The organism is Methylocystis parvus OBBP (assembly GCF_027571405.1).
Lineage (GTDB): Bacteria > Pseudomonadota > Alphaproteobacteria > Rhizobiales > Beijerinckiaceae > Methylocystis > Methylocystis parva.
In genome coordinates this window covers 2198074-2210714 of the sequence record NZ_CP092968.1, presented here as the reverse complement: position 1 = coordinate 2210714, position 12641 = coordinate 2198074, and the positions used below count along the sequence as shown (strand labels likewise).

Annotated in this window: 13 protein-coding genes; 7 read left to right on the top strand and 6 right to left on the bottom strand. The window is 55.4% G+C overall.

Annotated features, from left to right (window positions below; genetic code table 11):
• Positions 1-25 precede the first annotated feature (25 nt).
• The 4 genes from MMG94_RS10760 to MMG94_RS10745 all read left to right on the top strand — a co-directional run bounded on the left by MMG94_RS10760 (position 26) and on the right by MMG94_RS10745 (position 1653).
• Complete coding sequence (locus MMG94_RS10760) at positions 26-340, top strand: hypothetical protein (protein ID WP_016920398.1); 315 nt, start codon at positions 26-28, stop codon at positions 338-340.
• A gap of 19 nt (positions 341-359) precedes the next feature.
• Positions 360-641, top strand: a complete 282-nt coding sequence (locus MMG94_RS10755; protein ID WP_016920399.1) for a hypothetical protein — start codon at positions 360-362, stop codon at positions 639-641.
• Positions 638-910, top strand: a complete 273-nt coding sequence (locus tag MMG94_RS10750) for a hypothetical protein (RefSeq protein ID WP_016920400.1) — start codon at positions 638-640, stop codon at positions 908-910. Before MMG94_RS10755 ends, MMG94_RS10750 begins: the two co-directional genes overlap by 4 nt.
• Before the next feature lie 149 nt (positions 911-1059).
• Complete coding sequence (locus MMG94_RS10745; RefSeq protein ID WP_081495665.1) at positions 1060-1653, top strand: hypothetical protein; 594 nt, start codon at positions 1060-1062, stop codon at positions 1651-1653.
• Positions 1654-1713: 60 nt separating this feature from the next.
• Here MMG94_RS10745 and MMG94_RS10740 read toward each other — a convergent pair whose 3' ends face one another.
• The 3 genes from MMG94_RS10740 to MMG94_RS10730 form a co-directional block, all read right to left on the bottom strand.
• The gene (locus MMG94_RS10740) at positions 1714-2754 is read right to left on the bottom strand and encodes an ABC transporter substrate-binding protein (RefSeq protein WP_016920402.1); all 1041 of its coding nucleotides are present in this window, start codon (positions 2752-2754) and stop codon (positions 1714-1716) included.
• Positions 2755-2838: 84 nt separating this feature from the next.
• Positions 2839-3906 carry an ABC transporter substrate-binding protein gene (locus MMG94_RS10735; protein ID WP_081495666.1) on the bottom strand — a complete coding sequence of 356 codons (1068 nt, stop codon included), beginning with the start codon at positions 3904-3906 and terminating at the stop codon, positions 2839-2841.
• Positions 3907-4026: 120 nt separating this feature from the next.
• The gene (locus tag MMG94_RS10730; RefSeq protein WP_157212443.1) at positions 4027-6441 is read right to left on the bottom strand and encodes a TonB-dependent receptor; all 2415 of its coding nucleotides are present in this window, start codon (positions 6439-6441) and stop codon (positions 4027-4029) included.
• A gap of 380 nt (positions 6442-6821) precedes the next feature.
• Here MMG94_RS10730 and MMG94_RS10725 point away from each other — a divergent pair, with 380 nt between their 5' ends.
• Positions 6822-7220 (top strand): hypothetical protein, encoded by a 399-nt coding sequence (locus MMG94_RS10725; protein ID WP_244415383.1) that lies wholly within the window; start codon positions 6822-6824, stop codon positions 7218-7220.
• A gap of 85 nt (positions 7221-7305) precedes the next feature.
• Here MMG94_RS10725 and MMG94_RS10720 read toward each other — a convergent pair whose 3' ends face one another.
• The 3 genes from MMG94_RS10720 to MMG94_RS10710 all read right to left on the bottom strand — a co-directional run bounded on the left by MMG94_RS10720 (position 7306) and on the right by MMG94_RS10710 (position 9911).
• Positions 7306-8136, bottom strand: a complete 831-nt coding sequence (locus MMG94_RS10720; protein WP_016920405.1) for an ABC transporter ATP-binding protein — start codon at positions 8134-8136, stop codon at positions 7306-7308.
• Positions 8137-8148: 12 nt separating this feature from the next.
• Positions 8149-9048 carry an ABC transporter permease gene (locus tag MMG94_RS10715; protein ID WP_016920406.1) on the bottom strand — a complete coding sequence of 300 codons (900 nt, stop codon included), beginning with the start codon at positions 9046-9048 and terminating at the stop codon, positions 8149-8151.
• A 113-nt stretch (positions 9049-9161) separates the two neighbouring features.
• Positions 9162-9911 (bottom strand): outer membrane protein, encoded by a 750-nt coding sequence (locus tag MMG94_RS10710; protein WP_026016321.1) that lies wholly within the window; start codon positions 9909-9911, stop codon positions 9162-9164.
• A 725-nt stretch (positions 9912-10636) separates the two neighbouring features.
• Between MMG94_RS10710 and MMG94_RS10705 the strand changes: the two genes are divergently transcribed.
• Complete coding sequence (locus MMG94_RS10705; protein ID WP_016920410.1) at positions 10637-11989, top strand: LLM class flavin-dependent oxidoreductase; 1353 nt, start codon at positions 10637-10639, stop codon at positions 11987-11989.
• 285 nt (positions 11990-12274) lie between these two features.
• Entirely contained in the window at positions 12275-12502 is a 228-nt protein-coding gene (locus tag MMG94_RS10700; RefSeq protein WP_154419829.1) for a hypothetical protein, read from the top strand.
• Positions 12503-12641: the final 139 nt, after the last annotated feature.

Here is a 12641-nt window from a genome sequence, read left to right as displayed (position 1 = left end):
CGGAAAGAGCGGTTGGAGATTCCTCGTGGAGCTCGCACCGCTCGGCTCTGACGCTTCGGGCGAGGAGGAAACCGCCTATATGAAGAACAAGGCATATTACTTCGGCGCGCCGGGAGCGGCCATCCTTTTCGACGAAATGGACAAGGAGTTCAAGCGCGTCCCTATTATGGTGACAGCCAGGGGCGCTATGGAAACCGAGCATCTGACGCGCGAAGAGATCAAGAGCTTCACGGACGCTTCACAGATCTGTGTCGAGACGTCGAGGGTCGTCTTCAATACGCGCGCCCTTGGGGCGAGCGGACTCCATTTGATGCCCAAGCTTCCTTGCGCCGCGCCGTGAGCGCGGAAGGAGTGTCTTGATGTTGAATAGACTGAAGCGCCTTCTCGTCGTCATCCTCATGACGGCGTCGCCCGCTTACGCCGCGTCGTCCAGCGTGACTGTGAACGAAAGCGGCATCGTGGTCGCCGGCGCCTGGGGTGCACGCAAAGCCCATGCGCCCCTTGATATTTCCCGAATATTGCCGGGCTTTCTCGGCGCCTGGGCCCTGCGCCTGGAAATCTGCGGCGAGAGGCCGCGCTCGGTCTCGTTTCCAACCAGACTCCCAACGGATTCGTCTGGATCGCCGCCGGTCGCATCTTGACGAAGTCCGGCCCATTCGTCGTCGCCGGCGCTTATGTCCGAACGCCAAAGACGATAACGCCGCGAGACGTAGAAACCGGTCTGGCGGAGAAACGCAAGATCATCCTTTCGTCCGAGAGGGAGCGGACCGCTGCCGAGATGCTCGTTGAGCTACGCCCGCTTCGACAAGGCGAAAGCCATTTCTATCAGCTCAGCCTCTCGGACGAAAAGAAAACGCTCGTGATGGAGGAAGGCGGCCGCGAGCGCGTTACATTGAAGCTTTGCGAGTGAAACGTCTCACGCCCAATTCTACCCATTGCTATTTCCGAAGCTGGACGCTCGTCAACATATGCGACGCACCGGTTCGCTATTATGCTCAACTTCCGCTCGAACTGACGATAGCCTCGACAGGAAAGCAGTATCTGACATGAGTGAAAACAATGTGCGCATTCTCGTCATCTTCGCTCTTCAGCCGCCTTTTGGTCGATCTGGCGCTGCCTCAAATTCTGTCTGCCGAGCCGGCGTGGGGCGGCGCCGAAAAACCCCTTGCCGAGTGGGAACGGCAGCAACTCGAACAGGCGGCGCTCGCGTGCCAGTCCCGGAGTTATAAAGAGCTGTTCTGGGCGATGATCCGATCCGCAGCGGTGCGAAAAAGATACGCCGCGCCTCAAATCGATTATGAGGAACGCGGCGAAAAGAGCGATACGAGGAAGAGCGCGATTGCGAAAGAGAGTTACGACAAGTTTCCGATTCAAATGTTCAATTTCTATTGGAAAACAACCGTCTCGGCGAAACCTGGCGACAAAGATGAATATGTGATGATGGAGTTCGATCAGAGCCAGAGCAATCAGATTTCCGTCGAGTGGACGCGTGTGCATTACCGGGGGCCGTACGGGGGCGAGGAAAATTTGGGGACGGCGTACGACCTCGATGGCAAATCTTATCGTTCGGGCAGGCGAGTCGATGGCCGATTGCTTCTTTACCAGACCAAAGATTGCTGGGAACTCGTCGCGGATATTCGTTACGTCAAGTAGCGCCGCGATGGCGATCGAGCGAGCCACGGCGTTCAAGCGGGCCGATCTACACGCGATCATTCAGGAATTTGGATTGAATTGATCTGTGTAGATGTCTTCCGGCGTAAATCGTCCTTTTTGTGCGATCCCGATTTTCTCGCCGACTTCGATCCAGAATTTCACGTCGTCGTAATTTTGAAGCCCGTGATCCGGCCACCGCAATACGCTATAGTCTCCATTCCCGTTGGGGGTATAGAGATATGGCGCCAACGCGGCGTTCACCTTGCCCGTCTTGATTGCGTAGTGGAAGATTTCTTCCTGGTTCCGGTTGGCCCATTCAATCGTATTGTTAATCGCCGTCACATATCGACGAACGGTATCCGGATTGCTCTTGATGAAGTCATCCTTCACGATTGTCGAACCGAGCGAAATCCGACGCCCAGAAATGTCGGTCGTAGTGAACAGCTTTCGAAAGCCTCCGCGCCGCAATAGCGTCGCTTCGACGGCGCCGCTGGTGTAAACAGCGTCGACATCCCCGCTGGCCAAAACCTGCTCGTGCTGCGGCCCGGGAATAGCGATGAGATTGATGTCTTCCTGCTTCAGGCCGGCCTTCTGCAAATACGCCAGAGTGAACCACGCAGAAGCAAACTGAAGAACCGTAACCCCGATAGTCTTTCCCCGAAGGCCTGCGGCGTCCGTGATCCGACTGTCCTCTCGAACGAACAAGCCTCCGCTGGGAAGGCGCGGATCGAGATAGGGCGTGGTCGAGACGATTTGTCGACCCTTCAAACCCTTATCCTTGATGTTGAGGAAATATATGTAGTAAGCGTTTGGGACGAAGTCAGTGATGCCGCCTTCGAGCGCGATTGTCAGTCTTTCGGCGGGCAGGAGCACGAGATCGAGCCTCAGGCCTTCTCTTCTAAAAAATCCATTTTCCTCCGCCAGAATGACGATTTCCGAGGCGCTCCAGCCGTTGCCGCTTCCCAGGATTCTTACAGGAATGAGCTCGGATGCTCTTGCAGGACGCGACCTCAAAGCGCCGCCAAGCGCGATTGCGCCTCCCGACAGAGCCTGAATTGCGTCACGCCGGGACAAAGCCGTGGGCGCTTCGTTCGAGATCATGCGTATCCGCCTTTGCATCATCGCTACTCCCGCCGAGGTTCCTCAACCGCCGATCGATTGGGGCCGCCATTTTGGCCGAGACAATTAAGCGAAGGAATTGAATTGATCTGTGTAGATGTCTTCCGGCGCCAGTTTCCCGCGGGAAACGATGCCAATCCTCTCTCCGACATCGATCCAGAACTTTACGTCGTCGCGATTTTGAAGTCCGTGGTCGGGCCACCGAAGCACGCTGTAGTCGCCTCCGCCATCCGGCGTATAGAGAAATGGCGCCAGCGCCGCATTGACCTTCCCGGTTTTGATCGCATAGTGGAAGATCTCCTCTTGATTGCGATTTGCCCACTCGATCGTATTTCCTATCGCAGCGACGTAACGGCGAACTATGTCTGGCTTGTCTCTCGCATAATCGTCTCTGACAATCGTTGAGCCGGCTGAAATTCTCCGGCCCGCAATATCCGTTGTCGTGAACAATTTTCTGAAGCCGCCCCGACGTCGCAGTGACGCTTCAACCGCGCCGCTTGTGTAAACCGCGTCTACGTCTCCGCTGGAGAGCACTTGCTCATGTTGCGGACCTGGAATCGCAATCAGATTGATGTCATCGCGTTTGAGCCCCGCTTTCTCCAGATATGCCAGGGTAAACCAGGCTGAAGCAAACTGGAGGACTGTCAGACCGATGGTTTTGTCCCGAAGGTCTTCTGGACCGCGAATTTTGCTGTTCTCCCGAACAAATAGCCCGCCACTAGGCAATCTGGGATCGGAGTAGGGGGAAGTCGACACGACCTGATGGCCTTTCAGGCCCTTGTCCTTGATATTCACGAAATAGATGTAATGCGCGTTGGGAACGAAATCCGTAATCCCGCCCTCGAGCGCGACGGTCAATCTTTCAGCAGGCAGAAGCACGAGGTCGAGCTTGAGGCCTTCCTTTCGAAAATAGCCGAACTCTTCCGCGAGAATGACGATCTCCGAAGCCGCCCACCCATTTCCGCTCCCCAATATTCTGAGAGGCAGCAAATCTCCCGCTCGCGTCGGATAAGATCTGACGGCAATCCCCAGAGCCGCCGCAGCCCCCGCAAACGCTTTAAGAGAATGACGACGCGTGATCCCGCTTGAGGTGGATTTCGCATTGTTAGATCGGTCGAAGGAGGCTTTCGCCATCGTAATTTTTCTCCGATTGTCCGTCAATCGAGACGTGCTTTCACTCACGCCAAAACAGACTGCCCGTCGTAAGTAGACCCGCCTATCTGGGGGGCGTTGCCTCCGCAGATAGGCGAGCGATCACCATGTCACCGCCAAGGAGGCTCCCGCCATTAGCGGATCGCCGACCGTGCCGCCGATCAGACCGGCGCTGAGCAGGTTGCCCTGCAAATTTGTAAAGTAGTGCTTGTCGAGAGCGTTATGGACCCAGCCGGTAAACTTCCACTTGTCGTCGCTGGTCTTTATCCCGGCATGGACATTGAGCAGGCCATAAGGATTGATGAGCGCATATTGAGAGTCGCTCGCGTCAGAGTAAAAGCTGCTCTGCCAGTTGAAATCGGCGCCAACGAAACCGATGGCCGGTTGATCGAGAAAAGGAATATCCATGTCGAGCGGCTGATTATATTGGCCTCCGACGGAGGTTGACCAACGCGACACGATCGCCAGACGTTTGCCGGTAAAATTACAGGTCTTAAGGCCGACGCTAGACAAGTTCGATAGCTCGAGAGGGCAGGGCGCTGAATCGAAGGACTGGAAATGCGCATCGTTGAAGATGGCTGAACCATACACCTCCAGTCCGTCGATTGGTCTTGCCCGAACGTCGGCTTCGACGCCACGAGAGACAGCCCGCCGAGCATTCGCAAGATATGACAGCGTCGCACCGGTGCCGTTTACGACAGAGACGTTGGTGATGTAGTTGCGGTCAATCATATTGAAGATGGCGAAATTCGCGATGAGGCGATTGTCGTACCATGTGCTTTTGAAGCCGAGTTCGAAGTTGTCGACTTCCTCCGGCTTGACGGTTCTTTCGGCGCCATCAACGAGCGCCTGCGTCGACACATTGGGGCCGCCGGAGCGGACGCCATGCGAATAGGTTGCATAGACATTGGCGTCGGGCGTAATTTTGTACAGTCCGGACAATGTCCCGGACCAAAGGCCCTGATGCGTGCTGAAGGTGTCGTAATAATAGGCGGGACCGAATTGTCCGGCGCGGAGGGCGATCGCGGTAGCCCGCTGTGCAGGGGTAAGCCCGTCCAGGGAAGCGCCGTAGGTCTGCCCTTTGGTTACAGCCGGCTTCCCCGTGTAAGAGAACCGTACGCCTGCCGTGACGTCGATGTCCGGCGTCGCGTGCCAGACGCCATGGGCGAAAGGAGCGACCTGGGTCGTCGTAATATGCACATAGCTGTCGCGACCGGCGCCGCTCAACGCAGCGTTAGATACGACGAGAGGCTGTGTCGGCTGGAACCATGGTCCGCCCAGAGTGCCATTGGAAGAAAGGCCCCAACTCTGGAAGTCTTCCCAATAGAAAAACAGACCAGCTGATCCTTCAATTGGCTCGCCTACCGGCGTTGTGACCTTCGTCTCATGCTGCACCGACTTGACTGAGGGATGACCGTGGGAGGCGGTGACAGTATCGACATTGATGGTCTGATTGTTCAACCAATAGGGATGGTAATCATAGCCTCGAAGCGCTGTGAGCGATGAGAAGGTGTAGTCATTCCAATTATATGTGAGATGACCACTGATCCCATAAGTTTCCGCGCGTTCGGTGGGCGTCGCTGTAACAAGATCGACGTTATAGTTATTGAATTGGTTCAGCGTACCCAGAATTTGAAGAGGAGTGTAGCCAACTTTTTGGGCTCGGGTCAGGAAGCCATTGAGATACGGTGCGCCGTTGGCATAATTGGTCACGATTCCATTCGCCAACTTTACGCAGCATTTCGTGTCGATTTGAGACCAATCTGCGATGAAGCGCCCGGAGAAATCCTGGGTGGGAAACACAAGCAGTTGCGCTCGCGCGCCCTTGTCGTGCAGGTCCTGGAATCGGACCCCGCCATGAGCGCCACTGCTGTTGCTCTGAATATACCCGTCCCGGTCTTTGCCAAAGACCGAAATGCGAAATGCGGCCCAATCAGTGTCGAAGACAGGGCCCGTGGCGGTGGCTTTCAGTTGAACGGCGTTGTATGTGCCGTACTGGATCTCTGCCTTTTGCTGCTCGGTGAACGAAGGCAAGGATGTAGTGATCAAAACCCTGCCCGAAGTATCGTCATACCCGCCATTCGTCGCTGATGGACCCTTCAGAACCTGAACGCCTTCGAGATCTGGAATGTCGGTCGTCCATGTGCCGGGGCGCGGAAAATAGACTCCGTCTATATAGATTCCGGTTCCGCCATATAGCGGAATGAGCTGACTTGAGGAGGCATTGCCAATGCCCCGGATATTATATGTGAGGTTCTGGACGTTATTCCACCTGATCGTCAGGCTGGGCACCAGCTTTCGGATGCCGTCAAGGCTCGTTATCTGAGCATTTTGAATCTGCTGCTGCGTGATGATTGTCGCCGCCTTTGGCTTTTCTTGTAGCGCCGTGGCCTGCTTTTCAGATTTTGAGCCGCCCGTGACTTTAACCTCCTCCACCGTCTGAGATGAAGATTGAGTTGCTGGGAGTTGTGAAGGCGATTGAGCCATCGCGGCACTCGAAAGGAGTGCGACCATCATCGCAGTAGCGGAGACTCCAAACGCAAATCTACCTGATGCCCTCATTGCACCAATTCCTCTTGAAGCTAACCGATGGCCGCAAACTTCACTGGCTCGCCAGCTGTTAACTACATAAATCCTATCTAGAAGATAGGCAATAAAATTGAGAGCTAAAAATGTGATGACCCGAGCCATGTGGCAAAAATGTCATTTTTCATTCCAACGCTCGGGTTTCACTGACGGCGGAACAGTCCGAGGCGCGGCTCACGCTCTAACGGCGGTAAATGGCTAGATAGCAATTAGATTTAGTAATTTAGGCGCGCCATTCAGATGGCTTGCCGTCGGCCGTTGTGATCTGGTTAGGGGGACGTCGAATTTCTGAGCCAGTTCGGTCAACAGGAGTGTCAGGAATTCTGCGTTGTGGCTCAGAAGCTGATGATAAAAGTAGGGTTATAGCGATCAAGAAGGGAGCGCTGTATCAACTACGCTTGAGCATCGACTTGCAGGATATATTATCTAGAAATGCGCTATTCGACGTGCGCCGGCGTTTGCGCCTTCGCTCTGTTCGAGCCAAGGCTGTAAATCTCTTTGGCTCCATCGGCGCGAACGTCCATGGCGATATGGACAGCATTGCCGCTAACGAGCCCGCCCTCGCGGATTTTGGCATGAAGCGCGTCCAAGAAGACGATCGGATAGATCGACTCCAGCGGGTAGGCCCGTCAAGAGACGAATTCGCCGAGAACTGCGTTGTTGACGGCGCTAAACAATTCCGGCGAGACATCGTTCGCCGCAAAGATTGAAAAAATGCCAGATGATCTCACGCACGCCCATGCCTCGGTCTCGGGATTGACCCCGGTGTGCGCAAATTCAAAATCATGTGACGCTTCAATAGACCGCCGTTCGTTCCAACGCAGCCGCATGGCTAACTTCGTCACGAAGCAGGGTCCAGACCTCATGCCGCAAGCGCCCGAACTCTGGCGACGCTCGAATATCGTCCGATGCAGGCGCTCCAGCGAGCGGATTATCGATTATGTGCTTGATCCGGCCGGGACGCGACGTCATCACCGCAATCTTCTGACTGAGATATATCGCCTCGTCGATTCCATGGGTGATAAACACAACCGTCTTTCCAGACTTCTCCCAGATGCGTAGAAGCTCCGCCTGAAGCATTTCACGCGTTTGCGCGTCAAGAGCAGCGAAGGGCTCATCCATCAGCAGGACGCTCGGATCATGCGCCAAGCTGCGCGCCAACGCCACGCGCTGCTTCATCCCTCCCGACAATTGATGCGGATAACGCTGGTCGAAGCCGTCGAGACCGACAATTGAAAGATATTCCCTGGCGACTTCATGACGCTCCGCTTTTGAAAGTCCTTTCGCCTCCAATGCAAATGCGACATTGTCGAGCGCACTGAGCCAAGGAAAAAGCGCATATTGTTGAAACACCACTCCTCTGTCGAGCGACGCGCCATTTACGGGATCTCCATCGATCCAGATTTCGCCAGCAGTTGGCGGGGCGAGGCCCCCAAGCATATCCAGGAGAGTGGATTTGCCGCAGCCGCTCGGCCCTACCACGGTTATGAATTGACCATCATCGATGTCGAGGTCGATCGAATCCAGCGCGGTAAAAGTTCCTGTGACACGGCCCTTCTTATCGCGTGTCACAAAGTCCTTTCTTAAACCTCGAACGCTGATTTTTGCCAGATGCGACGGCGCCATTGAGACGGTTCCTCAATTGGAATAGGTTGGTTGGTCGGACTTCCATCGCGTGAGACGTCGCTCCAGCAGAACGAGCGACTGATTGGCGGCGAATCCGAGCGCGACAAGCATCAGGACCGCGACGTAAAGCATGTGAATGCCCATCAAATATTGCGCATTCTCGACGAGGTAACCCAATCCGCTGCTGGCGCCGACTTGTTCTGAGGCGACGAGCACAAGAAACGAATAAGTCGCTGCGAGTCGCATTCCGGCGATAATCGAAGGTATCGCTGATGGCGCGACGATTCTGGTGAAGATCTGCCAGTCGGTCAAAGACAGTGACTTCCCATATTTGACCAAAATCGGATCGACATATTTCACGCCGCTGACTGTGCTGAGGAGAATGGGCCAAACTACGACCCAATAAATTATTACCACTTTCGTGAAATAACCCACCCCAAAAAACAGAATAAAGACCGGCAAGAGCGATATCGAGTTAAATTGGCGAAGCAATTGAAGCAAAGGATTTAGGTACCTCTCGACCGTTGAATGCCATCCGAGGAGGATTCCTAGCGGCACGGCCGTGATAACGCCAAGCGCGAACCCTCCCAGTGCGCGACTCAAGCTGATGAGAACGTGGGGTAGCAGCTTACCTGTAATGGCGAAGTCGTAGCCCTGAACAAGGATTTCGGAAAATGGCGGCAAGAAGTCTCGGTTGATGAACCCGAGTCTCGGGGCAAGTTCCCAAATCAACAAAAATAGTGCGATAGCGATCGATTTCTGCACATATTGTTGTAACCTATCAAAACTTGTCTCGCCCAACCAACGCGTCTTTTTCAAGCGCGAACCGATCAGATTTCCGACACTACTTGAAGCGCTGGACATTTCGTAGTCGCCTTTGATGATGTCTAATAGGGACTGGTTTTCCGGCACGAACCTTATCGTTCTCGAGCGCACATGTTTCGTTTCGCGAAGCGATGACGTCAGTCGATCATGAGGCCCTCAAAATTTCTAATGACGGACCCCTTTTGACCTCGCCGTCGCCATCAATATTTCGCCAGAACGACTGCAGGAGGAGCGGGACTGTATTTCCAGCTGAACCCGACCTTCACCTGGTTTTCTTCCCAATGATGGGTTTGTTGGTACAGGGGGGCTTTGATAGGGCCATCGTAATATTTGCCAAAATCAGCGTAGCGATATTCTACCCGCGCCGACCAGTTATTATTGAATGCATATTCGAGCCCGCCGCCCACCGTCCAACTCTGGCGCGTCCGGGAGAAGCTGTCGCCGATCGGCCACGCATGATATGTCGTCAATATGCCGCCAAATATTCCGCCGCCTGTTGCGTAAACCAGGATGCGATCGAAGGCATAGCCAAGTCGCCCACGAATTGAGCCTTGGACCGGAGAGCGTGACGTGGACGAGAAGAAGGTCGTGCCGGGCCGTGATGCAACAGTTCCCTCCAGGCTAGTTACATCGACGTCGCCTTCCAGGCCGAGGATCAATTGCTTCCATGCCCAGTTGTAGCCAACGTGAAGTCCCCCAATGGCTCCACCCGAGCTGAACCCGGAAGGCGCGACCGCTCCGATAATTTGCGTTGGGAAGTAGAGAATATTGTAGCTGTCGTCGTGGACCCATGCATATCCAACGTGCCCACCTACATAGAACCCCTTCCAGGAGAACTCCGCGACAGGCGGCGGAGCAATTGCGCCTTTCTTTGACGGCAGGTCAGCGGCGTGAGCCGCGCCCGCTAGAACCAAAACGGCAGCCGCGGTGCAAAAGCTGTGTCGAATCATGGGCTCACTACTCCGTGATCTGAGAGGTAGCCTTTTTATATACATTTCCGATGGGGTTTCAAGATAAACTGCGTTTCAGCGTCGAAGCGCTCGCGAAATCGACCCTGTGTGTCTTCTGTGCAACATGAAATTTGATCCTGGCAATGAATAGTTTTTTCCAAAACCCTGGGAGGCTATTAAAAAAGGCTCTCGCTTCGCCTTGAGAACGGCGCCGTCGCCGTTTTGAGGCCAAGTCCGATCTCGATGGCGCCATCATCGAGAAGTTTGGCGGTTCCTTTTCCCGAAATTTCGTCGCCCGCGTCGAATTCCACGAAGCAATGGAAGGTCGGCTGTATTCGAGTCGAGCGTCGCCTGCTTGGCGTCAAAGGCAATATCTCCGCGCCAAAGACGGTCGCAGCGGAGCCACATTCCTCGGCCTATCGCCGCCGGCGGGTGGCCGGTCTTACTCGCCTTCGCCTTCGCTTGCGCCTTTCGGCGTAAAGCCCGTCCTGTGCGCCCAGGCTTCGATCAGCGCGCCGTTGCGAGAAAAATGGTCGTAGATCAGAAGCCGCTCGCGAGATGGCCGTCGGTTGCGCATACGCCGACGCTGGCGCCAGCCTCGACCCTTGCGAAGATCCAACAAAAGCGTTGCGCGCTATATCTACTTATGCGATAGGATAACAGTAATTAAAAATTGGCCGCAATTCGGCGCGGCTCGATTCTGAACGCGGCGCAGGAGAGACTCGATGGCCCGGAGACAGCTTCATATCAACGTTGCGAATGTCATAAATCCAGGCTCCCATCCTGGAGCCTGGAGATCGCCAGAGGGACGTCCCTTCGGCCACATCGACGTTGCTCATTATCATGAGGTCGCCAAAATCGCCGAACGGGGCAAGCTGAATGCTGTGTTTCTGGCGGATCAAGTCTCGATCGGCCCCAATATTGCCGAGGGGCCGGGCTTTGGCGTCATCGACCCTGTGCCGACGGTGGCGACCATGGCCGCAGTCACCGAACATATCGGCTTTATTGCCACGGTCTCGACTACCTTCAGCCATCCCTATAACGTTGCGCGCACTTTTGCCTCGCTCGACCACATCACCCGCGGCCGGATCGGCATCAATTTCGTGACCACCATGGCCGAGGCCGGGGCCCAAAATTTTGGCCTCGATAAACTGCCCGATCACGATGAGCGCTACCGTCGCGCCGGCGAATTCGTCGATGTCGCAAATGCTCTCTGGGACAGCTGGGAGGATGACGCTTTCGTGGCGGATCGTAAGACAGGGCTCTTTGCCGATCCAGCGCGCATCCATAAGATCAATCACGTTGGCGAGTTTTTCAAAATTGCGGGACCGCTTCAGGCGCCACGCGGACCGCAAGGACGTCCGCTACAGGTGCAGGCCGGCGGCTCGGAACAGGGTCGAGCCTTCGCTGCACGCCATGCGGACGCCATTTTCGTCGCCTTGCAAGTGCTGAGCGAGGGGCGCGCCTTCTATGCCGACATCAAGGGGAGGGCGCGCCAGCTTGGCCGTGATCCGGAATCTATTGTCATTTTGCCCGGCGTCACACTGATTATCGGCGGTACGGAGGCTGAGGCCATCGCGCGCAAGAACGAACTCGATGAAGTCACTGGTCAAAACAACGCCCGCGCTCTTCGTCAGTTCGCCAATCGTTTCGGAATCAATCCAGACGATCTCGATCTCGATAGCCCGGTTCCCCTCGATCGCCTTGAGCAGCAACAGATCAATCCGCAGCATCAATCGCGCGGATTCGCCGACGCCGCTTTGTCGCTCGCTCGGGACCGGTCGCTAACTTTGCGGCAAATTCTGGAAAAAGGAACCGGGCACCGCCGGATCGTTGGATCGCCCGAACAAATCGCGGATTCGCTGGAAGAATGGTTCAACGAAGGCGCTGCTGACGGGTTCAATATTTTCAGCGACGTCTATCCCGCCGGCCTGGCCGCCTTTGTCGATCATGTGGTGCCGGTGCTACAGCGCCGTGGCCTGTTCCGGACGGAATATGAAGAAAAGACGCTGCGCGGGCATTACGGCCTGCCGCGGCCGGAGAGTAGGTTCAAGAAGCTGCTCGCGCAGTCCGGTTGATAACGAAACGTTTGGGCGAGCGGCGGGGCGGCGTTTTGGCCTTCAGTCCCCCACTCTCCAAGTGCGCCAGACGCCTGGAGATCGAGTGCGGAAATATTCGACCCTGTCTTTCTTGTCGATTTTCCAACAACGAACGGGCGCGTCGATGAAAGTGGATTGGGAGGACGCGAGAGAAGCATTCTGGTCGCCGCAGGGGCCCCGCTGTATGCCGCCTAGTATATTCATGCCCTTTGAGGCTCTGAACTGACGTCGAAATGTTTGTTGGCGAGTGTAAGAGGATAAAGAATGGCGCGCTACCGCCCACTTGGACGCACAGGCATTCTGGTTTCTTCACTCGCTCTCGGCGTCACGACCTGGGGACGGCAGAATAGTGAGGCAGATGGATATACTCAGCTCTATCTTGCCTTGGGTTCCGGCATCAACATGATCGATACCGCGGAAAATTGCGCTGTTCCGCCAGCCGATCTTTCGTCACGTCGAACATTTTCGATGCGACAACGATCGCGCAACTGAAATCCAACCTCGCCTCGCGGGACATCGCCGTCACGTCGGAGATCGAAACCCGCCTGAACGATGTACATCAAATTCATGGCTTTCCCGCGCCTTGAAAGGGCTTGCAATGGCTATCGGAGATTTTGATGCTTGCTTTCCG